The 22,772-nt window shown below is 51.2% G+C and carries 19 protein-coding genes; 13 read left to right on the top strand and 6 right to left on the bottom strand.

Annotation, left to right across the window (positions count from 1 at the left end; all coding sequences use genetic code 11):
• The first annotated feature begins 119 nt into the window (after positions 1 to 119).
• On the top strand, positions 120 to 1,004 hold the full coding sequence (locus L6H98_RS05635; RefSeq protein ID WP_236413524.1) for an AraC family transcriptional regulator: 885 nt from the start codon (positions 120 to 122) through the stop codon (positions 1,002 to 1,004).
• Positions 1,005 to 1,296: 292 nt separating this feature from the next.
• Here L6H98_RS05635 and L6H98_RS05630 read toward each other — a convergent pair whose 3' ends face one another.
• Entirely contained in the window at positions 1,297 to 2,016 is a 720-nt protein-coding gene (locus L6H98_RS05630; protein WP_236413523.1) for a class I SAM-dependent methyltransferase, read from the bottom strand.
• Between the two features lie 217 nt (positions 2,017 to 2,233).
• Here L6H98_RS05630 and L6H98_RS05625 point away from each other — a divergent pair, with 217 nt between their 5' ends.
• The 4 genes from L6H98_RS05625 to L6H98_RS05610 all read left to right on the top strand — a co-directional run bounded on the left by L6H98_RS05625 (position 2,234) and on the right by L6H98_RS05610 (position 5,067).
• Positions 2,234 to 2,911, top strand: a complete 678-nt coding sequence (locus tag L6H98_RS05625; protein ID WP_236413522.1) for an HAD hydrolase-like protein — start codon at positions 2,234 to 2,236, stop codon at positions 2,909 to 2,911.
• A 206-nt stretch (positions 2,912 to 3,117) separates the two neighbouring features.
• Positions 3,118 to 3,696: a TetR/AcrR family transcriptional regulator gene (locus L6H98_RS05620; protein ID WP_236413521.1), complete on the top strand. Its 579-nt coding sequence runs from the start codon at positions 3,118 to 3,120 to the stop codon at positions 3,694 to 3,696.
• A 68-nt stretch (positions 3,697 to 3,764) separates the two neighbouring features.
• On the top strand, positions 3,765 to 4,325 hold the full coding sequence (locus tag L6H98_RS05615) for an NAD(P)H-dependent oxidoreductase (RefSeq protein ID WP_236413520.1): 561 nt from the start codon (positions 3,765 to 3,767) through the stop codon (positions 4,323 to 4,325).
• A 31-nt stretch (positions 4,326 to 4,356) separates the two neighbouring features.
• Positions 4,357 to 5,067, top strand: a complete 711-nt coding sequence (locus L6H98_RS05610) for an SDR family oxidoreductase (RefSeq protein WP_236413519.1) — start codon at positions 4,357 to 4,359, stop codon at positions 5,065 to 5,067.
• A 184-nt stretch (positions 5,068 to 5,251) separates the two neighbouring features.
• On the opposite strand, the gene L6H98_RS05605 is transcribed toward L6H98_RS05610, so the two are convergent.
• Positions 5,252 to 6,619 carry a DUF2252 family protein gene (locus L6H98_RS05605; RefSeq protein ID WP_236413518.1) on the bottom strand — a complete coding sequence of 456 codons (1,368 nt, stop codon included), beginning with the start codon at positions 6,617 to 6,619 and terminating at the stop codon, positions 5,252 to 5,254.
• A gap of 306 nt (positions 6,620 to 6,925) precedes the next feature.
• Between L6H98_RS05605 and L6H98_RS05600 the strand changes: the two genes are divergently transcribed.
• The 4 genes from L6H98_RS05600 (at position 6,926) to L6H98_RS05585 (ending at position 10,997) form a co-directional block, all read left to right on the top strand.
• On the top strand, positions 6,926 to 8,239 hold the full coding sequence (locus L6H98_RS05600; protein ID WP_236413517.1) for a sensor histidine kinase: 1,314 nt from the start codon (positions 6,926 to 6,928) through the stop codon (positions 8,237 to 8,239).
• A gap of 207 nt (positions 8,240 to 8,446) precedes the next feature.
• Positions 8,447 to 8,944, top strand: a complete 498-nt coding sequence (locus tag L6H98_RS05595; protein ID WP_236413516.1) for an SRPBCC family protein — start codon at positions 8,447 to 8,449, stop codon at positions 8,942 to 8,944.
• Between the two features lie 54 nt (positions 8,945 to 8,998).
• Positions 8,999 to 10,120, top strand: coding sequence for an SGNH/GDSL hydrolase family protein (locus tag L6H98_RS05590; RefSeq protein ID WP_236413515.1), 1,122 nt, complete (start codon positions 8,999 to 9,001; stop codon positions 10,118 to 10,120).
• Positions 10,121 to 10,154: 34 nt separating this feature from the next.
• Entirely contained in the window at positions 10,155 to 10,997 is an 843-nt protein-coding gene (locus tag L6H98_RS05585; protein WP_236413514.1) for a hypothetical protein, read from the top strand.
• 79 nt (positions 10,998 to 11,076) lie between these two features.
• Here L6H98_RS05585 and L6H98_RS05580 read toward each other — a convergent pair whose 3' ends face one another.
• On the bottom strand, positions 11,077 to 11,610 hold the full coding sequence (locus L6H98_RS05580; RefSeq protein WP_236413513.1) for a dihydrofolate reductase family protein: 534 nt from the start codon (positions 11,608 to 11,610) through the stop codon (positions 11,077 to 11,079).
• Positions 11,611 to 11,689: 79 nt separating this feature from the next.
• Here L6H98_RS05580 and L6H98_RS05575 point away from each other — a divergent pair, with 79 nt between their 5' ends.
• The 3 genes from L6H98_RS05575 (at position 11,690) to L6H98_RS05565 (ending at position 13,409) form a co-directional block, all read left to right on the top strand.
• Positions 11,690 to 12,592, top strand: coding sequence for a YafY family protein (locus tag L6H98_RS05575; protein ID WP_236413511.1), 903 nt, complete (start codon positions 11,690 to 11,692; stop codon positions 12,590 to 12,592).
• Between the two features lie 196 nt (positions 12,593 to 12,788).
• On the top strand, positions 12,789 to 13,052 hold the full coding sequence (locus tag L6H98_RS05570) for a CD3324 family protein (RefSeq protein WP_339278503.1): 264 nt from the start codon (positions 12,789 to 12,791) through the stop codon (positions 13,050 to 13,052).
• 96 nt (positions 13,053 to 13,148) lie between these two features.
• Positions 13,149 to 13,409 carry a hypothetical protein gene (locus L6H98_RS05565; RefSeq protein ID WP_236413507.1) on the top strand — a complete coding sequence of 87 codons (261 nt, stop codon included), beginning with the start codon at positions 13,149 to 13,151 and terminating at the stop codon, positions 13,407 to 13,409.
• A 97-nt stretch (positions 13,410 to 13,506) separates the two neighbouring features.
• Here L6H98_RS05565 and L6H98_RS05560 read toward each other — a convergent pair whose 3' ends face one another.
• Entirely contained in the window at positions 13,507 to 14,379 is an 873-nt protein-coding gene (locus L6H98_RS05560) for a GNAT family N-acetyltransferase (RefSeq protein WP_236413505.1), read from the bottom strand.
• A gap of 742 nt (positions 14,380 to 15,121) precedes the next feature.
• Here L6H98_RS05560 and L6H98_RS05555 point away from each other — a divergent pair.
• A complete protein-coding gene (locus L6H98_RS05555) occupies positions 15,122 to 18,265 on the top strand; it encodes an S-layer homology domain-containing protein (protein WP_236413503.1) in 3,144 nt (1,047 codons plus the stop codon).
• Positions 18,266 to 18,461: 196 nt separating this feature from the next.
• On the opposite strand, the gene L6H98_RS05550 is transcribed toward L6H98_RS05555, so the two are convergent.
• Both L6H98_RS05550 and L6H98_RS05545 read right to left on the bottom strand, forming a co-directional pair.
• Positions 18,462 to 20,549: a CAP domain-containing protein gene (locus L6H98_RS05550; protein ID WP_236413501.1), complete on the bottom strand. Its 2,088-nt coding sequence runs from the start codon at positions 20,547 to 20,549 to the stop codon at positions 18,462 to 18,464.
• A gap of 158 nt (positions 20,550 to 20,707) precedes the next feature.
• A complete protein-coding gene (locus tag L6H98_RS05545) occupies positions 20,708 to 22,516 on the bottom strand; it encodes an AbfB domain-containing protein (RefSeq protein ID WP_236413748.1) in 1,809 nt (602 codons plus the stop codon).
• Positions 22,517 to 22,772 lie beyond the last annotated feature (256 nt).

Below are 22,772 nucleotides of genomic sequence, written 5' to 3'. Positions count from 1 at the left end.
TGGTTTATTCATACCGTTTGAGTCGGCAACAAAAGCGGTGCAGCCTGCAAAATGGTGCAGGGAATGTCGGGTCGGCAGCGAACGGCTTTGTTATGCTGAATGTACGGGGAGGTGAGGGCATGGATATGCTGGCTCGATTAAACGAAGCTTTGAAGTACGTGGAAAAGAATCTGGACAGCACGCTGGATATGAAAGAGGTGGCTCGGATTGCCTGCTGTTCCGAATACCATTTCACGCGCATGTTTTCCTTTCTCAGCGGAATGACGTTATCCGAATATATCCGGCGCCGGCGGTTGACGCTGGCTGCATTCGATCTAAGCCGGGACGGCAGCAAAGTTATTGACGTTGCGATCAAATACGGATACGCTTCGCCGGATTCGTTTGCGAGAGCTTTTCAGGCCGTGCATGGGGTTACGCCCTCCGAGGCTAGGGGCCGTGGTTCATCGCTCAAAGCCTTCCCGCGGATGACATTTCAATTGACCATTCAGGGAGGCGGAGAAATGAATTACCGTGTGGAGCAAAAGGAAGCATTTCGCATCGTGGGCATCAGCAAAAGGGTACCTATCGTGTTTCATGGAGTGAACCCGGATATCGCTGCAATGTACCAGAGCCTGACGCCGGAGCTGATCGGCACGATCAAGGGATTGTCCAATATCGAACCTTCAGGCATCATCAGTGCTTCTTCTCACTTTGGTGAGGGAAGGATGGAGGAGAAGGGCGAGCTGGATCATTTCATAGGAGCGGCGACGACGTTGAAAGCTCCGGAGGGTTTGGCAGCATTGGAGGTGCCGGCTTCAACGTGGGCGGTGTTTACTGCCGTTGGTCCTTTTCCCGATACGCTTCAGGAGGTATGGGGGCGAATCTTTGCGGAATGGCTTCCTTCATCGAATTTTGAATTGGCGGAAGGACCGGAAATGCTGTGGAATGAACACCCGGACGTGACTTCGCCGCAATATCGAAGCGAGATTTGGATACCTGTACAGAAAAAGAGCTATATAGGTTGAACCAATGATTTTTACACAGAGTCACTACGCGGTCAGAACCATCTTTCGATCGCTCTTATCCCCTGATTTCTTTGATCCCCTTTTTCAAGGGGAAAATCCGGCGATAAATGCGACCGCTTCGCTTCTCCAGATTCTTTCTGCCCTCTTCGTTATCGTGTAAATTTACGGTTCAATCTATATAGTAAAGGTCACGGCAGAAACGCTCATTCCTTAGGAATGGGCGTTTCTTTTCATAAGCGGAACCGTAGGTTCCCGCAGCGACAAGGTGCAGCGTCGCCCCTCGAACTCTTATTTAGTGTTTCGTACATATTACAACCAACTGCGTAGCGCGCAGAATGCCATATGCACGGAGTCTCGCTTTGAATTCTTCGCCCCGTCGTTTGAAATGCTCGTGGTTGGGCAGGTGAATGGTTCGAGCAACATGGTTGTCGCAGGCATGTGCCACGATGGTCATTTCCTGCTCATTTTTTAAGTCTGATTTGGGCTCCACGTACTCTATCGTATCGATAATCGTTACATTCAGCGTTTCGATCAGATCGAGAATTTCCTGCTTCTTGTAGTTGTGTCTATGCAAGATGCCCAGGGCCGAATCGATGTCCGCCTCCAGATGATGGTACAGGACATGATTTTGTTGTGCCTCCGTCTGGTGATCCTGGAACATTTCATTGATCAACATCAGGCCATCGGGTTTAAGCACCCTGACGGCTTCGGTCAGAGCGTTTGTGAGGGTGGGCAAATGATGCAAGGTGTTCGATATACACACGGTGTCGAAGGTATGCTCGCCGAACTGCAAACTCTCCACATCCATGACGAGGAAATGGATGTTACCGTCATCGCTGTATTGCTGATTAGCCTGTTCTATGGCTCGGATATCGGTATCGATTCCTGTAATTCGAGCATAATCATTCCGAAATGCATTCAGCAGGGTGGGGATGAATTTTCCCGTTCCTGTTCCAATGTCCAACAGGTGTCCGGCTGACCGCGTTTCCAAGAGATGTTTCAATGGCTCCAAAGACAGCCCTCCATTCCATATTTCTCAACTCCCCAGAGATACTATATCGAAAAAACAGTTTGCTTCATATGATTTTTTTCTGAAATCCACCTTGTATATTTACGTTAAATGATAGTATGGGGATATCTTCTAAATCATCAAAAAATATAATCTAATGATGAACACCAAATAGTGAGCGATACGTTTATCCGTATCCATATGAAGGGAAGAGAGCAGCATGAAGAAATCGATCATATTCGATATGGACGGGACGTTGTTTCAAACCGATAAGATTCTGGAATGTTCTTTGGAAGACACGTTTGAACGTTTGCGTTCCATGGGTGTATGGGTTGGAGAGACGCCGATCGATCAGTACCGTCAAATCATGGGAGCTCCCCTGCCAAAAGTGTGGGAAACATTGTTGCCGGAGCACGATCAGCATGTACGAGCCCAGACGGACGGTTTTTTTCTAGAAAGGTTAATTTCGAATATCGAGGCGGGCAAGGGAGAACTGTATCCCCATGTCGAGGAGGTATTCCGCGGCCTGCGGGCACAGCAATATTCCATTTTTATAGCCAGCAACGGATTGGAAAAATACTTGAAAACCATCGTGGATCACTATGATCTGACTCGCTGGATTACGGAAGTGTTCAGCATTGAGCGCATTCCATCCTTGAATAAGTCGGATCTGGTAGGCAGTATCTTGCGAAAATACGAGATCGATCAGGGGGCCGTAGTCGGCGACCGTTTATCGGATATCCGAGCCGCCAAAGACAACGGACTGACGGCCATTGGGTGCAGCTTCGACTTTGCCCAAGAAGACGAGTTGGCTCAAGCGGACATTGTGATCAATGACTTGCGGGAACTGCTCACCGTTTTGCCGAAGCTATATAAATTGCAAAAAAACACACGTTAACGGAGAGGCAGAACCAATCTGGAGATAACAGCGATCGGAAGATGGTACTGCACTCGCAGTGGCCTTGTGTGATTAATTAGTGTGGCGTATATAGATGTAAAAGTCTGACACCAATGGCTAGAGTGCAATATTAGAACGAGCAGTAAAAATAATTCTTTACTGATCGTTCCCAATATGCTAAGATGAGATCACTGGAGGGAAATGAAATGGCCAGAAGCAAAGAGTTCGAAGAGCAAGCCGTATTGGATAAGGCCATGAAGCTTTTCTGGGAACAAGGGTACGAGAAAACGTCAATGAACGATCTCGTCGAACATATGGGCATTCACCGCAGGAGCCTATACGACACGTTTACGGACAAACACACGTTGTTCCTGAGAGCCATCGATCGATTCGACGAGCGTATTAGCGCCAGATTAACGGCTGGGGTAAAGCGGTCGAAGACGGCGAAGGAAGCGGTTCGGTTCGTGTTTGATTTCATGATTTACGGCGAAGAAGACGTCCCGCCAGGCTGCATGATCGTGAATTCTGCGGCAGAGCTGGCGATGCGGGATGGCGAAGTGGATGCCAAAGCCGTGTGCGCATTCGAAAAGTCGGAAGGGCTGCTCACCGAAATCGTATCATGGGGCCAGCAAAACGGCGAATTCACCACGGATTATGAAGCAAAGGAACTCGCTGAATCGTTGCACAATGCCATGACCGGCATTCGGGTGATGGTTCGGACCTCGGTTTCCAAGGAAAAGATTGAGCGGATTGCCAATCAGGCTATGCGAATTTTAGAGAAATAAGCAGAGACCAATTTTTTTTCGCCCAATTAGAATGATCGTTCTCGATAAAATGTGAAGGAGAGATAACCATGAACACCTTGATTGTCGTTGCCCATCCGAACTTACAGCATTCCCGCGTCAACCGCGCTTTGGTTGAAGCCATACAAAAAGAAACGGACATTGTCGTACACGATCTATATGCAGCTTATCCCGATGGCAAGATTGACGTGGAACGTGAGCAGGAACTGCTGGACAGCCATGACCGGATCATTTTCCAATACCCGTTGTTTTGGTACAGCACGCCACCGTTGTTGAAGCAATGGTTCGACGAAGTGCTGGCATACGGGTGGGCTTTTGGCCCGGAGGGAGAACATTTGAAAGGCAAGGAAATCGGCATCGCCATCTCGACGGCGGGCACAGCGGCTTCATATCAGCCTGGAGGATACAATCTGTTCACCATTCGCGATATCGCGAAGCCGATGGAGGCGCTGGCCAACTATGTGAGCGCACATTATTTGCCGCCTTTTGCCGTGCATAATGCCAACCACATTTCAGACGAACAGATCGAGGAAAGCCAAATCGCCTATGCAAGCCATCTGAAGCATGTCCGTCATGTTCAAACAGGCGGTCTGATCACCATCAACAAATAAAACGTGGTTAAACATAGAGGAGGAGATTGAAATGGAAAATAAAATCGCATTAATTACCGGAGCGAATAAAGGCATCGGCTACGAGGTGGCCAGACAGTTGGGACAGCAAGGGATTACGGTACTGGTTGCGGCTCGAACCCAAGCGGCGGCGGACGAAACCGCAGCCAGGCTCCGGGAAGAAGGAATTGCGGCGAGCGGAGTGGAGCTTGAAGTCACCAATGCTGCCCATATCGAAGCGCTGGCCGAGCATATCGCAAGCACGTATGGCCGACTCGATATTTTGGTGAACAATGCAGGGGTATGGCTTGAAAATGCAGATTACGCAGGGGATGCGTTCCGGGATACATTTGAAGTCAACGCGTTCGCTCCCTATTACATTACGGAGGCCTTGCTCCCCTTGCTGCTCAAGAGCGAAGCGGGCAGAATCGTCAACCAGAGCAGTGCCATCGGCTCCATCCGCATGATGTCCACGGAAGCGCTTGTGCAGCGGATTGGCACGCCGGCCTATGCAGCGTCCAAAGCCGCGCTTAACATGCTGACTGCCTACTGGGCTCAGAAAACAGCAGAAACCAACGTGAAGGTCAACTCTGTACATCCGGGCCTCGTGAAAACGCAGATGGGCGGGAACAAAGCGGAATTGTCGCCAGAGGAAGGGGCGACAACGGCGGTTCGCCTCGCGACCTTGCCTGCGGACGGCCCTACCGGCGGATTCTACTATATGGATAACGAGCTTCCGTGGTGATAATTATGCTTTTGCAGTAAATGCACCCTCCCGTGCTGAATGGGGCTGACGTCCCGGTGCCCCGAATTGCCGAATTGACCTGCGGAGCCTTAGGAAATACGGGATGATCATGAAAAAACAGTGGTTGCCGGGGAGGCATAGCGCTTCCTACAGGCAACCACTGTTTTTTTGAAGATGACAGAACCTACATGTTAGGCACAAGCTTCTCCTCTTTGGCAATGCCGAACCGTTCCTCAATCCACTCGGTAAACAAGGCATAGTCCCGCTCCGCTTGATTCGCGTACAGATAGCTCCAGTCCGCGATATAGCGGGCAAAAGCATCTGTATCGCTTCCTATGGCGTGGGCGATTTCCTGCTCGCTATGGTAAGAAAGAATGCCGCTCGCGACATCGATGTCGGCGCGGGCGTGCATTTTGGCCGTTAATTTGCCCATGGCTCGAAGTACCTGGCGCATATCCTGAATGCTCTGGATGTTTTGCGGCTTGAGCCGTTTTTTGTAAGGCGAGCGTTCCCGGACATAGAAATCGCGGCCTTCGACGGTGAGATAGCCAAGATAAGCATCGGCCTGATGATGCATCGCCTGCTGGGTGGTAACCACACGTTTGCCCTGATGTCCGAAATGCGCCCAGAACGACTCGGAATAGGGCAGGAAATAGGCGGGAACCGGCACGCGAACCTCTTTGACCTCCAGAATCGTATCGTCCTCATCGTTATGGCCCTTCTCGCCCTCGATCAGCAGATAATACCGATCAAGGCCGATGGAAGCCGTGCCTGAGCCGTGTTTGACCGCAACATCTTTAATGGCATAATGGCCATCGTCGGGATGCCGCTCCGCCACCGTATCCAGATAATCGGTCCAAGCTTGCTCCAACCGGCGTTGTTCCGATGCTTCCGGCACGACCAGCTCGGAATTTTCCAGGAATGCGCGGCCGTCCTGCATCTGTGCCGTAACCTTTTCGAGAAAATGGGCTTGCTTGCGTTTTTCTAATTTGCGCAGCAGCTTGCGTACAGGACCCTTCGCCGTCTGTACGTTCATCATAAAGGTGGCGGGGTCGTCCTTTCCGGCGGCAAAACGGCGAATCTGTTTCGCGTAGGCGCGGAGATAGGTTTGAATCAGTTCCTTTTGCTCCGCCTCGGCATAACCGAACTGCCTGCCCACAAGAGCCACGCTGCTGGACATGCGGAGCACGTCATACAGATAACTGCCCAGGTACCCTTCATCAAAGTCGTTGACGTCGTATACGATCTGCCTGCCTTGAATATGGAACGCGCCGAAGTTCTCGAAGTGCAGGTCGCCCTGAATCCAGGTTGGACGGTCCGCCCGCGTGTGATAGGGGAAATACTGCCGCGTGGCATCGAAATAGAACAGGTAGGCACTTCCCCGGAAAAAAGAAAACGGAGACAGCGACATTTTGCGGTACTTCTCCTCTCGTTTAAGAGAGTCCAGTTGCATCATGCTTTCGTCGAACTCGTTAAAAACCGAAACCAGCAAATCTTTCCGCAGCTTGCTGCGCGTGCGCATAACGCCTTCTGTAATCGATTCATGCACCATCTTCATCTCTCCCTTATGTAACTGGACATGTTAAGCCGAGAATCTGAACTGAACTTTCTACCTTCATCATACACGCTCTTTTGGACCTGGGAAATCGGAAGGCAAACCAGATATTGAGAAATATTGGACAAAAGAAGCCCGATTCCTGTGCAGCATAACAAGGTTTTCGGAAAATTTCTAACGATTACGCGATGCGCGACACTTATTTTTTGCTTGATCATGCTAAGACTGCTGTATATTAGATGGTGTAATCTCATAGTCGCTGTGTACACAGCGGCGTGGAACAAGAAATCGTCGGAGGATCTTATGCGCAATTGGTTCAGGAACGAAAATGTGCAGATGAGTGCGGTAGCCTTGGCTACGGCAGTCGGTGCACAATTCAGAATTTACCCTTTTCGGGAAGATGTGTTTCGCATCGGTCTGGGCGTAAGCATTTTTTTACTGCTGCTGATGATTCTGCCCAATCTGCCTTACCTGAAGACCGGAATCACCACGGGGGCTGCCAGCTTTGCATTCCAGACGGGTGATTGGCTGCTCCAGCAGCATGACTGGGCCATTTTGGAAGGCGTGCTGAACAATATCGGGGCCGGCATGTATTACATCGTATTCGCGTGGATGCTGAGCAAGCTCAAGTATCGCTTTAACGAGCTGCAGCCGCTTTTGCTGGGAGGAATGATTGCCGTCATCGACTTTTCCTCCAACCTCGTGGAGCTTCTTTTTCGAGGTGTGCTGGTGGGATCGGATATATTTTCCATCCGCGGATGGCTGTATCTGCTTGTGGTAGCCTGCTTGCGAAGCTACTTCGTGATTGGTCTGTATAGCAGCATCACCGTACGACAGATGCGCCTTCTCCATGCGGAGCAGGAAAAGCGGATGGAGCAGATGCTCAGCGTGGACTCGGGCCTGTATGGTGAAGTGTTTTACCTTAAGAAGTCGATGAAAACGATCGAAAGCATCGCCGCAGACAGCTATGAGCTTTATCGCGATCTGCGTGAGCAGGGGCTGGGGCAGTACAGCCAGCGCATGCTGGGAATTGCTCAGCAGATTCATGAGGTCAAGAAGGATTCGCAACGCATACTGGCGGGGTTGTTGAAACTGTACGATAACGGGAAAGCCGTCCATATGAGCGTGTCGGAGGTTATTCATTTTGCGATAAGGGGAAACCGGAAATACGGCGAAATGTTGGGCAAACGGATTCAGATCCGCGTACAGCAGCAGATGGATTGCGAGACGGCCTATTACATACCGCTGCTGACGGTAGTGAACAATCTGTTGGCGAACGCCGTAGAGGCCGTCGACAAAAGCGGCACCATCGACATCCGCGTGCTGGAGCGGGGGGAGAACCTGCATGTCACCGTCATGGATTCCGGAAAGGGAATTCCCGCTGCCAAACGCGAAGTCATTTTCGAGCCGGGTTACACGACAAAGTTCAATGAGGCAGGCATTGCGGCCACCGGTATCGGTCTATCCCATGTGAGGGATATCGTGCAGTCCCTGGGTGGAAGCATCACGGTCAGCGACGGTGTGGAAGGGGAGCAGGGGGCCAAATTCGATGTATGCATACCGAAGGCGAAGCTGCTGAAGTCATCTGAGATGCACGATACGTTTGGTTCAGAGTAGATAGGGCAGGCAGGGCAGATCGCGGGGTGTCACGAGCTCCGGAAAGGCCGAAAGCGCTGTATTGCTTTTACGCCAGGGCTGTGCAACAATCAGGACAAACAAAATCCACCAATATATGGATGATATTGGCGGGTGGATTCGTTCGCAAGCGCGATTTCAAGCAACCGTTGAACATGCCGCATGAAAATACAAATAAGGAGGCCGATCATGATCGCGGAAGTGCAGCAAACTCCGGAGGGCGTGGTTGTTCGATTCGAACGTCTATGGAAGCATTCGGTTCAAAACGTGTGGTCGTATCTAACGGACAATGACAAACTAAAATGGTGGTTTCCCGAGTTGGAGGTCATGGAACTGGATGCCGGCGGTATCATCCGGTTTGACATGCAGGACGGCACGTTTGAGGAAATGAAGATTACGGAAGTCCAGGCGAACTCGGTGCTCGAATTTACATGGGGCGAGGATCTGGTGAGATTTGAACTATACCCTGAAACGGAAGGCTGCCGCCTCTTGCTGCAGGAATCGATCGGCCGTGTGACAAGCCATACGCCCAAAGACGTTGCGGGCTGGCATGTCTGCCTCCGCGTCATTGAAGAGCTTCTTGACGGGCGGACGGTAGAGCCTCGAACAGAGGAATGGCAGCACTGGTATGAAAAGTACAAGCTGCTTTTTCAGCGTTATATATCAACGAATGGCAACGAATCATAATATTTGTTGTTTACTAGGGTAGGGATAGATTTTATATCGGCGGGAGGATTTAGCGTGAAGTCCAATGATCGTTTGCAGCATTTCGAGCTAACAGAAGTGAAACATCTCAAGGTGCATGGCCGCACGACGGGAAATTTGTCGCCCTTGACCCTGTTCTGGACGGGAAGCGCACTGGAATTGAATGTGCAAGGAAGCGAGCTGTGGCTTGAGGTCGAGTCGCGTTATGAACTATACGAGTCCTGGATCAGCGTGCTGGTGAACGGTGTGCCGGTCAGCAGGCAGATGCTGGCTGAAGGCCGGAATTGGATCTGCCTCTTTCGGGGAATGAATCCGCTCAAAGCGACAAACGTGCGGATCGTCAAGGAGGTGCAGGCCATGAGTGCCGATCCCGGCTGCGTACTGCAAATGCATGCCGTGCGAACGGATGGCGAATTTCTGCCGGTGCGCGAACGCCCGCGCAAGATCGAATTCATTGGAGACAGCATCACTTCCGGAGAGGGTGCCATCGGTGCCAGGCAGGAAGAAGACTGGATTCCGATGTGGTTCAGCGCAATACAAAATTACACGTTCCTGACCGCAGCTGCGCTGGATGCGGAGTATCGGGTCATTTCCCAGAGCGGGTGGGGCGTGATGACGAGTTGGGACAACAATCCGCACGGCAACATCCCGGATTACTATGAGCAAGTATGCGGCTTGCTCACAGGAGAGACCAACCGGGAACTGGGCGCAGCCAATCTTCACGATTTTTCGTCATGGCAGCCCGATGTCATTGTGGTCAACTTGGGCAGCAACGATGGCGGCGCATTTCGGACGCCGGCATGGAAGGACCCGGTGACAGGGCAGGTGCATAAGCAAAGATTGAATGACGACGGCTCCTTTAACGAGGATGATCTGGCCGCGTTCGAACGGGCGGCTGAACGGTTTCTCGACAAGCTGCGCGACAACAATGCCAAGGCCTGGATCGTATGGGCTTACGGCATGCTCGGCTCGCCGATGATGCCGGCGATTTACCGTGCTGTGGATCGTTATGTCCACCGGACGGGAGACCGCAAGGTATCCATTTTCCAGCTTCCCGACACGACGCAAGCAACGATGGGAGCCAGAAGCCATCCAGGGGAGTCGTCCCATCGCAGGGCGGCCGAAGCGTTAAGCGATTATCTCGAAGGCATCATCTAAACCTATAATTTCGGTGGAGAAAGGAAGTTGGCCAATGAAATACGTGGCGATCAGAAAGGCGTCGGTGCTGTTATTGTGCGGAGCTGTCGTTATGGCGGGAGTGTTGGGGACAATCCCTAATTCAACGCTAGCGGCATCGGCACAAGGGCAGACGTCAAAGCAGGCTGTATCCCAGGTCAGCGCTGCTTCGTCAGTGGTGTACCAGAACGTAACCCAATATGCCAAAAAAACAGCACCCGGAAGCATCGTTTGGACAGGCAAAGGCTTGACCGTAACCGCGCATACCGTTGTAAAGGAAGATAAAGCGGACTTTGAACAGAACGTCATCGAATCCATCGTGATCCAGAAGGGCGCAGTTCGGCACGAGATCGACACGGCCGATTACGACGATTCCTGGCTGGACCTTGCGAGCGTCGCCGAATCGCCTGCCACGGGATGGGTGGCCATTCAGGCAAGCCGCAGCGCCGGGGCATCATTGCTGCTGGTTAACCTGGACACGGGGGAAAGCATCGTCTTGAACGACCGCCTGCAACAAGAGGTGAAGGGAACCCTCGAAACCATTACGGCATATCAATGGTCCCCGACCGGAGAGCAGATCGCCTTTTCCTATGGAGATCCGTCCAAAAGCACCCTTGCGATCTATGATGCCGCGAAAGACAGCGTACTTCGGCTGCCCCGGACGACCAACTATATCAGCACAAGCCTGATTTTGTGGCATAAGAACGGGAAAGCCTTCGATTTTATTAGCGAGCATCCGTCTGACCGCTTCACTCTGTTCCGGTATGACACGAAGAGCAGCAAGGTCAAACCTGTGCGCAAGCTGACCCGGAAACAGATGGGCGATTGGCTTAAGCTGGATAAATATCCGAGCCTTTGATCTGGCGCCCCCCGAGATCGATGGATTGGACGTAGCGCGGCACGGATGTATTCCCCAACGAAAAGGCGGGATTCCCCGCCTAGTTTGCCTTCGATTGATACCGGACCGATACGATCTGTCCCAACGTTTGCGTGCCGACCATCGTCCAGACGCTGGGGAGGGTACCCACAGGGAACAAGGGGATGCCATTGCCTAAAATTTTCGGGATGATGGCAATTTCCATCTCGTCCAGCAGTCTTTTTTCCAATATCGTCTGTACGAGCTTCCCGCCCCCGACAATCCAGACATCGCCTTCGGAGATTTGCTGCAGCTTCGGGATGAGGGTCGCGACGTCTTCGTCCGTGAATTGCACATGCGGAGCGGGAGGCTGAGGCGTACGGGACAGGACATATGTCGGTTTACCCGCATAAGGGAAATCATCCGTAAGTGTGAGCACCTCTTCATAGGTGCTGCGCCCCATGACCACCGTTCCGATCCTGGCGTAAAAGGCCCCATAGCCGTTATCCCCGCCATCTCCTTCTACGTCGTGCAGCCAATCCACCGAACCGTCCGGTTTGGCGATGTATCCATCGAGACTTGCGGCAATGTACAGAATCGTTTTACGTTTTGGCATAGTATTGATCACTCCTTTCGATATAACACTATGGTAAACTATAATTACGACATAAGATGACGTAGTTAGGCGGGGTAAAATGAATAATCGGCAACTGGCCATCATGCGTCTGATGGATTCGCGCAAAAAGTTTACCGCCCGCGAACTCGCGGAGCGATTTCAAGTGTCCGTCCGGACGATTCAACGCGACCTGAACGATCTGCAGGAGCTGGGCTTTCCCCTGTACGCCGAGGTAGGCGTTCATGGCGGGTACCGGGTGCTCCCCAACCGCATTCTGCCCCCGCTGCAATTGACGCAAACCGAGGCGCTCGGGTTGTTCATGATGCTGGAGTATCTGGAACGGGTTCCGGACTTCCCTTATGGTTCCATTCGGGAGCATCTGGCCGAACAATATTTCGGCAGTTTGCCCGAAGACGTGCAGGAACTGATCGCACGGATGAGGCGGCATATCACGTTTATGCAGCGTCCCTCGGTTGCGCCCGAAGCGGTGACGACTGGCGTTTTGCAAGCGGCGGTGGAAAAGAGGGCCATTGCGTTTACCTATCACTCCCGGAACGGAGAGAAAACAGTCGAGGCGTACCCGCTCGGCATCTATTTCGATGACGGGTATTGGTATATGCCGGCCCGGCGACGCGAGCGGGTGCTGCTGTACCGAACGGATCGCATGAAGGCGCTCCGGGTGCTTGAGCAGACGGATGACACGGTTCCGCATTTGCAAGCATGGCTTCGAGCCGAAGATGGGCGTTCTGGCGAAGAGGTGGTGCTTCGTTTTACCGATTTCGGCCAACGCTTGGCCGGGTCCGATCCATTGTTCCAAACCGTTGAAGGGAATACGTGGCGCGGACGGGTTCCGCATGAAGAGATGCCGTACACGGCTCGCAGGCTGCTATCCTACGGTCCTGAGGTAGAGGTCATTCGCCCGGATGGGCTGAAGGAAGCCGTCAAGGAACTGCTCGCGAGCAGTTTGAACCAATATTTGTAGAAGGGGGTGATACCATGGTAAAACCCGTAAGAAGATTGGATCGCCGCTCCATGCAGAGTCCACAGGATGAACAGCGGCGGCTGTTTTGCATGGAGCTTAATAAACACCACCGCCAAGCCTGATTAGCGGCAAACGTTCATTTCAGGACTCTGCTTCCTTAAAACTTTATTTTAAGGAGTGGAGCGAATTGAAATACGTGAATGCACATACCGTACTGCCTGCGGAAATTGTGGAGCTGGTGCAGCAGCATTTTCCGGGCGGGTTGATCTATATTCCGAAACCGAAGGAAATGCATCGAAAATGGGGCGAGAACTCCGGCGCCAGGGCGTTGGTCCGACGACGAAACGAGCAGATTCGCGCCCAATTTGCCGACGGTGCAAGCATGGCCGACCTGGCCGGACAGTTTTGCCTTTCGGACGATAGCATCCGCAAAATCGTGTACGGCAAAAAGGAAACCTGACCAAGCAATTCATGCTGTAAGCATAAACCGGCACGATCATTCCACCATAATGGCGATGAATACAGAACATAGCAGGATCAGTACGACGTTCAGAACGTGTGGTGGGAGAAAAAAGGTTGCCTTTATCCGCTTCTCATCACCATAGATGATCTCCCTGCCAGATTTACTTTGATCGCCACCCCGCCGCATTGCTCCAAAGGTACGGATTACTTCGTTCATGAGTTTTTTGTATTGCGTCCATTCCGGGGATTGGGCATTGCGGAGCAGGCTGCGGCCATGAGCTTTGACCGTTTCCGCGGCAAATGGGAACTGTTCACGAATCCGGCGCCAAAGAACGTGGCAGCTCAGCGGTTTTGACGGAGAGAAGCTCGTCTTTCGTTTCGGGAACTTCGGGTCATTGTGAAAAAAGGAGATGTCCTCCCTTAGCGGGGGAACATCTCCTTTCCGTGCCCGTTCAGATCGGGCCGATGAAATATTTATATTCCGTGGTCACGTCGAATCCGACGCTCCGGTACAAGCTTAGGGCACGTTCATTTTCCGTTACGACGGAAAGCCGAATGTCCGTATAACCTTGCTCCAGCAATCGGTGTACCATCAAAGTGAGCGCGGCGCGTCCCAGCTTCTCTCCCTGACGCGCAGGCAGGATGCAGAAGTTGTGAATGAACCCCGTCGAATCGTTGATGACGTTGACCCGGATCAGTCCTACGGGCTCATTTTCTTTGCGAATCACATACGTGGGCCGGCTCGGTTCATCGGTGTGCCTGAAATAGTCGCGCGTCCAATCTTCCGGATCGCCGAATGCAGCCGATGAACAGGCGATCATGAACTCCAGATCTTCCGGTTCTGCGGCAGTCAGATCAAGTCCGGAAGAGAAAACCGTTTGACTTTGTTTTGCAGACGCATCATTCTGGAGCTTCATCGCATACTCCGAACGGTCATATGCAGCGCCAAACGCCTGAACGGCAGCCATTCCAGCCGGATGGCTTTGCGGCACGCGATAGCTTAGCCGGTGGATGCCGAGAGGCCGCATGTCCTCCCGCGCTCGTTCAAGCAAGCTATGGAAGACGCCTTGTCGTCGGTAATGCGGATGAACCACAGCGTTGATGCTTCCTGTTGTGCCTTCCGATGGATACCAGCTTAGAAGTCCGACCAATTGACCGTTGTGATAGCACAAAAGCCCATGGTCGCCGTCTTCCTTGGTCAGATGCTCCAGATCGGCCTTGAGGCAAGCGGAATCGAGCTGCTTGCACTGCTGCTCCAGCGCAGCGATATCGTTAATTTGGGCAGCATTATCGTATTTCATGGGAATAACTTGATGATGAATCATGAGTTTGGCACCTTCGTTCATGAAGGAAACACGCAGTTTGTGGACCGGTAGGCGCTATCCTTCCAAAATGGGTCCAGTCAGGTTCAGAAATATTGTCATCTTATCTCCTCCAGAGCATTACAGGTTGTGTTTATTATACACGCTCCCTGCTCCGTGTTCACACCTAAAACTACTGTCTCAAAAAATACACCCCTAAAAATTTCATCTAAACCCGGGGTTTTCTCCCAATGTCTATTCTAAGGGTACACTTCAAAAACGATGGAGGGGCCAAATATCGATGTCATTACAGTTTCGGTCCAGTAAGGGTTTTCAAACGCAATGTTCTTGATGAGGATGCCAGGAAACAAACGCTTTTATGTAAAAACTGAAAGAGTCGGTTGTTCGTCTGCCTTGCTGCAGGAACTGCCTTAGAGACAAGATCATCGTCGCTGAAGAAGTCGCCAAAATGGCGGCTTCTTTGTTTTAACGCTTTAGATGATTTGTATAGTTTTTGTATAGACTGGGTCTTTATAATACGACTTACAGAAACTGCGGGATTGCCGACCATAGGATCCCAGGTAAATTGAAAGGGATTTATGAGAATAGAATTTTATTTTTGCAATCCCAACCCTGAACACAACCAGATTAAACGTTAAAAAAAAATAAGGAGGTTGCGAAAAAGAAAAACGTTTTCCCATAGAAAAGTGTCAAAAAAGATTCATCCATATCGAACAGTCTAATAAAGGAATTGGGGGAAAAGAACGTGTCCAAACAAAGCAAAAAGTCTCTTAAGAAAAAGCATGGAGCATTAGTTCTCGCAGCTGCTCTGACCGTTGGCGGTTTACCGGTAGTCCCGACGAATGTCAGCGCGGCTGATGCAGGCGAAGCTTTAATCTCCACATCAGGTGGTACAACCAGCTACGATATTGTTGACGGAGAGACATCGTCAGGCTCAGTTATTGATCCTCAAATTCAGATTCAGGATTCTACTTACACAACCAATTTGAACGCTGCCACCGTGATGATTGAAAATTTTCAGGCAGGGGATTTGTTGTCATATACCGCAGTGGCAGGAATTCAAGGAAATTATGAAGCGAAGAATGGTGTCTTGACATTGACAGGAAATGCTTCGGCGGAAGATTACATGAAGGTATTGTCCAGTGTCAAGTTCTCAACCACTTCCAGCAATACGTCTGCCAGAACCGTTAGATTTGCCTTGGGTGATGCCCTCCCTTATGATGCTAATGGTCATTTTTATAAATTTGTAAATAAAGGAAGCAATATTACCTGGGAAGCCGCGAAGGCTGAGGCTGCCGCCGACGATTATTTCGGACGGGAAGGATATCTGGTCACGATTACGGATGCACAAGAGAACGAGTTTGTAAAAGATAAAACATTGGGCGTTGGCTGGATTGGCGCACAAGATATCGAGCGCAAAAACGGTGAAGCTAAGACCAATGGCGACTGGCGCTGGGTAACCGGACCGGAAGGCAAAGCGGACAACGAAAAAGGTCTGAAATTCTATCAAGGTTATCTAGGCGGCACCAAACTGGGGTATGCCAACTGGGCTAGCGGCGAACCTAACGATTATGACGGCAAAGAATATGTAGCTCATATTTACGGACCTGGAAACGAAGCAGGACAATGGAACGATTACCCCGTAGACAATAGTGTTACAGGCTACGTCATTGAATACGGCGGCATGCAGGACGACGAAAATTTGGATATCATCGCCGAGAAATCCGTTACCATTGTTAACATTACCGATCTTAAGCAGGCCGTTGAAGAAGGGAATCAACTGAACCAGGAAGATTATATGGCAGAGGAATGGCCAGCGTATCAAAAAGCTCTGGAAGACGCCAAAGCCGTGCTTGACAACAAAAACAAAACACAAGAAGAAGTCAATAAAGCATTTGAGGAATTACAGGCAGCGCGTGAGCTTCTGAAACCTTTGTTGATCACCGAGCCGAGCGGTGGGCTGGTAAACGTGTCCAAGCCTGAACTCAAAGGCGTGGCAGACCAGGATTCGAAAGTCACCGTTGAATTGAAGGATGAGAACGGCAATGTGATTGAAACAAGGGAAGTGGAAGCGGATCAAGATGGAAACTGGAGCTTTACCCCATCGAAAGAACTGCCGGATGGAAAATATACGGTGGATGTAACGGCAGTGAGAAATGGAAAAGTAACCAAACAATCCAAAACAATCGTAGTCGATTCTGCTCAAAAATCGTATCTTGTCGGTCTCGAGCTGAACGCCAATGATAAAACTTCGATACCTCTGTCACCGGCTTTTGCTGAGAACACGTACAATTACACCGCGACTACTGCAACGTACAGTGTATATTTCACACCAACACTGGATTCGCTTGCAGGTCTGGATCCGAACGCCAAAATTGAGTTTTCGCTCAACAATGGTGCCTGGACGGACGCGACGAGCGGTAAAGAAAACGGTGAATTGCCTTTGAATGAAGGCAGCAACACGATTAATGTCAAGGTTACCGTTAATGGTAGGGAGAAGATCTATACGCTGACCGTCTTCCGTGTAGTCAATAATGGAAATAACGGCAACACCGGTGGTGGAGGCGGAGGTGGCGGAAGCTCGACTCCAACAACAACGCCAACTACTCCAGCAACACCAAGTACGCCTGAAGCTCCAAAAGGCAATCTGGACGTAACTTTGAACGGCAAAGACAATCCGTTTGCAACAGGCACAACTTCAACCTCAGACGGCCGTACGACAACGTCAGTTAAGGTAGACCCGAACAAGCTGGGTGAAGCTGTATCGGAAGGTACAAGCCAGGATCTGACGATTCACTCGCCAAATGAAGGGGATATGACGGTTGACGGCTTGACGGCGGACATCTTGAAGAAACTGAACGATAAGGGCGCAAACCTGAAAATCAGCAACCCGCTGGCCATTTATCCGGTACCTGTCGGAAAAATGAACCTGAATTCCGTCGCTGGTCAATTGGGCAATGCAGCGCTGAGCGATATCGGGGTTCGCATCGATATCAAGCGTTCTTCGGATGCCTTGATTGCAGCTGCGAAAAACAAGGCAGCGGCGGGAGGTTATGAGCTGCTGGTTGATCCGGTTGATCTGAATCTGACATTTAACCATGGCGGTAAAACCGTAGGATCCGGCCAATTGAACGGATATGCGGCCAAATACATCGCCCTGCCGGAAGGCATCGATCCGAACCGGATTACGACAGGCGTTGTAGTGAATCCGGACGGCAGCGTATATCACCTGCCAACCGTTGTAACGAAGATCGGCAATCGTTATTATGCACAAATCCATGATTTGCGCAGCAGCGGTACGTACTCGGTAATCTGGAATCCGCAGGATTTCACAGATGTGAAAACCCATTGGGGTCAAGCGGATGTGAATAACGTTGCCGCACGACTGGATCTGAAGGGGAACGGGGATAACACGTTCTCGCCGGATCGCAGCATAACCCGTTCCGAGTTCGCGGAGATCGTGGTCCTCGGCCTGGGTCTGATGCGTCAGGAAGCGTCGCAGATTAACTTCCCGGATGTACCGACTTCCGCCTGGTACGGAAATGCCCTCGCGATTGCGGATGAATTTGATATCGTTCGCGGTTATGATGATGGCAACTTCTACGGCAACCAGCCAATTACGAGAGAGCAGGGCTTCGCGATGGTAGCCCGTGCGTATCGCCTGATTAAATCCGAAGCTGCGGCTAGTCAGAATACTTCTGCTCTGTCCCAATATAAAGACGGTGCGAGCGTATCGAACTGGGCCAAGGCGGATGTGGCGCAATTGATCGAAGCAGGGATCATTCAGGGCGAAGGCACCACCCTCAGCCCGAAATCAACGATGACGCGTGCGGAAGTGACGGCCCTGATCGCAAGATTGCTGAAAACGACCAATTTGATTGACAAGTAAGCAAGTTTATTCAAAAACAACCACTGACCGCCTAAAGCCGTCAGTGGTTGTTTTTGTCGCTCTTTTCCCCTGTCTTCTATTAAATATGCCCGGTTAGACCGGATTAAGGAGGCAGGCCGGGAACAACAGAAGAAGTGGCTGGAACCGTTCTCTACTCCTGTACACTATCGATATAGGAATCGTCTTTTCGTTCGTTTTATTGGACTGCAGGCGTAGAATATTGCGACAGATTCATCGTGTCCTTTTTCACAGATATAAAAAAGGTGGCGGACGGTGCATACAAGTAAAGGTTAAGCTGGTCCGGAGAATACGTGCCAGGCTCGATATGGAAGTATCCTTTGCTATCAAAGGTAACCTGCACATCCTCAATATGTTGGGAACCGGTAACGGTGTGTTCTTGAACCTTGAACAGGATCGTTCTGTCTTTCAATTGTGAAAACTGGCCTTCCACAATCAGCTTTCCGCCTTTGTCATATTGGGCAAACAAGCTTTGTTCCTCGAAAACGGCCGGTTTGACATACATTACCTTTTCCGGCAATTTAGGCAGAGCCAATTGATCTGTCGGTTCCGCCGGTCTGCCTTTCAATGTGCCCAGGGAGCTCTGAAGGCGTTTCAGAATGTTCAACGCTTCTGCTCGGGTTACCGTGCTCTCGCTCTCATATCCCGAGTAAGACAATTCCGTGACTCCGCGGACGTAGTCCTTGGCTAGCACGTACCTGACCGCGTTGGAGCCGATGAAATGCATGCCGTCTGCAGCGGACACGATTTCGGCAATGCGCTGGCGATTGATCGGTTTGTCGCGTAATGAAGCCGTTTTGAGGCCCAGCAGCGGATAATTACGGTCTTTGGCGATTCGGTAAGCAGTGTCGGCAAGGCTTTCTTTTCCCTTCTGATAAGACTGAATGTCGACGTTATACGTTTTCAGCAACATGATCCAGAATTCCGACTCGCTTACGGTTGAATCAGGCTTGAGTTGTCCCTGGCCATCAACGCTCACGATGCCTGAGCGCAATCCCCACTCCAATGCTTCCTGAAGGGAATGTCCCTGAATGTCGGAAGGCAGCTTGTTAATTGGTTTGCTGTACGTTTTAGTCTTCCATTTGGGGTAAACTTTGATTTTAGCCTGCGCTGACTTCCCTTCGAGCGTAGCCTTCAGCGTGTACTCGCCAGGCAATATGCCATGAATCATGCCATTTGTGGATGCTTTAAGCCCCTTGGGATTGCTCGTTATGTAGCTGACTCCTGTCTCTGCATCTTCCCATGATCCATCATCATAAAAACTTCTCCATTTTAGTTGAAGCTGCTCTCCCTGGTTCAGAGTGACTTCTTTCATATATGGGCCAAGTTCGGTCAAGCTATGACCTTTTCCGGTAGTGAATGACCACGTTTTGCGCAGCGCTTCCGCTGATTTACCGCTCAAAAGCTCAAGCGTTACGGTGTAGGTGTGGTTTCCTTTCAAAACGGATTTTGGATACAGAAATAATGTGCTCCCGTACAATTCTTCATGCAAAGGAACCTCGTTTCCTTGTTGGTCAGTCATTTTTGCCTGGTAACGGTTAATGGTTGCGGCTGTAGACGCAGAGATAATGTAGCCCGAGAATTCCACATTGAACTGCCGTAGTGGATTCGGACTTTCCAACCCATAGAAACCAACGGGTACATCGGTTTGACGGTCATAGGGGTAAACTGACATGTTTCCATTGTCCGGCTGGGAACCTGAACCCGTAAAATCCATTACGGCCGTGCCGTCGACCAGACCGATGCCAACCTCGTCATAACTGGGATCGAGTATGATTTTGCGGTGATAAGCGGTATCCAGCCATCCCTGCACGGCTTGGGAACTGCTTTTCTGATGGTAATGCATGACCTCGCCATAGGCAAATCCGCGATTTTGGGCGACAAATCCGGCCGCCTCGATGCGGTTCTTGATATTTACGCCTTTAAAACCAGGCATTCCCGCTTGCTCCGAGTGGGCACTCAGATTGGGATGCTGGGCATGGTTCCTATTATAGTACGAAGCATGGGCTTCCGCTGCCTGGGTGACATACGGATTCAAACGAACGGGCGGCACGCCGACCTTGGCGCGGATCTCGTTCAGAAAATTTAACGCGTCCAGCTGATCTTTGGAGTATCCTGTGGTGACATTGCCGTCCGCGTATGCCTTGGGTAGGTTGGAAGGTCCGAAGGCTCCCAGCGTGCCTGATACTAAAAGAAGAACGGCGAAGCTATAAGCAAGGATTGCAGGTAAACGTCTTTTCCTCGGTGTGGAACTTTTCGTTTTCATTAGAAAATACAACATCTCCTTCCATTATGGTTTGGGGAAAATTATACAGCACAACTATCCGCCCATCCATACAGTTTATGGGAATCATGGATAAAAGGCCGCTTTCCCCTGAATCCGGGTCGGAAGCGACCTTTTATTTATGTGGCGAATATGGTGTCCTAGAAGTCCGTTCTTGCGAAAGTGGCATCGCTTTTTAACGTGGCGCTGCTGGACGCGGTCACGGTGTCGAGTTGCAGCACGTAATTGTAATGCCGAATGTAGCTGCCAGGCTGGCTGTAGGATTGGAACGATACCTTCGTTTGATCGGCCCAGCCCGGACGGATGAGAAAGGTGGCGTCGCCTTTGTATTCAGCGGTATCGCTGTAAACTTCAAGCACGATTTTGTTGCTGTTATTGCGCTTGAGGAAGTAGCCCGGATAATTAATCGATTCCAGGGACACGCTGCCGGAATTGGCTAAGCCAGGTACTACCCTGAAGTGGGAGTCGAGTTCGGGCGAGACGTTTGCATCGATCCGGGCCGCAAAATCGGCATGGCGGATGGTCCGGTCAGGATAGTTCTGGGAATTGAAACGGCTGTAGTTGACGGCATCGGGCGTGGATGGGCCCAGCATCTTCACTTCGTGCAGCGTCGGTGTGTACCAGTTGCTCGGGTTGTTCCACAGAACAGCATTAACCATGTTGATGCGCACGTAACGGGCCGTAAAATGGACTGCGTCCGTGGTGAAGCCGTATGTTGTATTGGTCGTGCGGTCAATGGTGGAGTAGTTGATGCCATCGTTGCTGATTTCGATTTTATATTTGTAGTATCCTTCGGAACCTTTATACATGAACCAGGAGATGTCGATTTCGGTAATCGTTCGGGGTGAACCGAAATCGACCTGCCACCAGGCTGGCCACGTATTGGACGATGCCGCCCATGAAGTCTGGTAATTGCCATCGCTGGCATTTGAAGCAGAAGAGCCGGAAGCGACGGAGCTGGCTGCGGCTGTTTTGCCTTGGGCGTGATTGACTAGATTGGGCAGGGTCACGACTCCGCTGGCCGCATCGATGCTCCATTCTTTGCTCCATTCCAGAGAGGCAGTTCCATTGTTATCATTCAAGGTGAGTGGCAACCATATATGTTTGTGTTCGCCGAGATTGAGCGGATTCCAGCGGTCACCCATGTAGATGTAGGTCGTTGTCGTACTCCCTGTAATGGTGGCAATATCATGGATTTGCGATCCGAAGGCAGAAGGATTTCCGTAAGGCGTAAGCGTTGACCAGGGTCCGGACATGGATGTTGCTGTGGCGTATGCACCCTGATTAGGGTACCAGCCGGAGGCTTGGGAGGTGAAGAGGTAATAGCGGTTGCCTTTTTTGACGACGGCCGGGGCTTCGCGGTAGGCGTTCTCGAACAGCCAGCCCTCGAAGGAATCCACGCCCGTATAACTGTCGTTCATTTTGAACAGGGCCATCGTATCGTTAGCCCCGCCGTTTTTGCGAGAAGCCGACAAGAGGTAACCCGTGCCGTCGGTATCCACGAATACGGTCATGTCGCGGGATTCAAGATCCATGGGGCGGAAGCTGCCCTCATACGTAAATTTGCCGTCCGGCGTGCTGCTGGTGGCTACGGCAACCCTGGCCAGGCTGTAATCGGTGCCGTTTTCGTAGTGTGCCCATAGTACATACTGGCCCGTCGAGGGATTGTAGATCACTTTGGGACGTTCGATTTTGCTGGAAGCCAGTTCGGTTGCCGAGTCTTTGGTCAGGATGGCGTTCCGAAACGTCCAGTTTTTCAGATCGGTGGATGTGTATACATTAACACTGTCAAACTTGCCGCTCACGGCGTGTTCGCCGTACCAGTAGTACGTGCTGCCTACTTTGAGAATGTTGCCGCTGTTGGCGTGAATGGGGTTGCCTGCGGTATCAAGCCAATCGGTACCGTTGGTGATCGTTGCACTTGCCGCTTCCGTTCGTTCGGCATACATGCCTAGCAGCGTGAGAGTCAAAGCGAAAGCCAGAATCCAAGCCGTCTTCCTGTTTCCCATCTCAAGCACCTCCCCAAGAGTTTGAAATAAAGCGCTTACATCAATTATTTTACAAAAAATGGCCAAATAGGCAAGTGAACATTCCTCGCCGGAGTGAATTCAATCTGGTTCGGGCGAGCTGCAGCGGGAAGAGCGCCTTCCCAAGGGCAGCTGGAGAGCGCAAAAACCCCCTTCTTGACGAAGGGCGCAGGTTTCC

Source organism: Paenibacillus sp. JJ-223 (assembly GCF_927798175.1).
Lineage (GTDB): Bacteria > Bacillota > Bacilli > Paenibacillales > Paenibacillaceae > Paenibacillus > Paenibacillus hubeiensis.
The sequence above is the reverse complement of the archived record's forward strand: the minus strand, read 5'-3'. Positions and strand labels throughout refer to the sequence as shown.

Coding starts and splice junctions, on each gene's coding strand:
- L6H98_RS05635 (WP_236413524.1), top strand. CDS start 120: ATGGATATGCTGGCTCGATTAAACGAAGCTTTGAAGTACGTGGAAAAG.
- L6H98_RS05620 (WP_236413521.1), top strand. CDS start 3,118: ATGGCCAGAAGCAAAGAGTTCGAAGAGCAAGCCGTATTGGATAAGGCC.
- L6H98_RS05605 (WP_236413518.1), bottom strand. CDS start 6,619: ATGGTGCATGAATCGATTACAGAAGGCGTTATGCGCACGCGCAGCAAG.
- L6H98_RS05550 (WP_236413501.1), bottom strand. CDS start 20,549: ATGAAAACGAAAAGTTCCACACCGAGGAAAAGACGTTTACCTGCAATC.
- L6H98_RS05615 (WP_236413520.1), top strand. CDS start 3,765: ATGAACACCTTGATTGTCGTTGCCCATCCGAACTTACAGCATTCCCGC.
- L6H98_RS05575 (WP_236413511.1), top strand. CDS start 11,690: ATGAATAATCGGCAACTGGCCATCATGCGTCTGATGGATTCGCGCAAA.
- L6H98_RS05580 (WP_236413513.1), bottom strand. CDS start 11,610: ATGCCAAAACGTAAAACGATTCTGTACATTGCCGCAAGTCTCGATGGA.
- L6H98_RS05625 (WP_236413522.1), top strand. CDS start 2,234: ATGAAGAAATCGATCATATTCGATATGGACGGGACGTTGTTTCAAACC.
- L6H98_RS05585 (WP_236413514.1), top strand. CDS start 10,155: ATGAAATACGTGGCGATCAGAAAGGCGTCGGTGCTGTTATTGTGCGGA.
- L6H98_RS05560 (WP_236413505.1), bottom strand. CDS start 14,379: ATGATTCATCATCAAGTTATTCCCATGAAATACGATAATGCTGCCCAA.
- L6H98_RS05600 (WP_236413517.1), top strand. CDS start 6,926: ATGCGCAATTGGTTCAGGAACGAAAATGTGCAGATGAGTGCGGTAGCC.
- L6H98_RS05610 (WP_236413519.1), top strand. CDS start 4,357: ATGGAAAATAAAATCGCATTAATTACCGGAGCGAATAAAGGCATCGGC.
- L6H98_RS05545 (WP_236413748.1), bottom strand. CDS start 22,516: ATGTATGCCGAACGAACGGAAGCGGCAAGTGCAACGATCACCAACGGT.
- L6H98_RS05595 (WP_236413516.1), top strand. CDS start 8,447: ATGATCGCGGAAGTGCAGCAAACTCCGGAGGGCGTGGTTGTTCGATTC.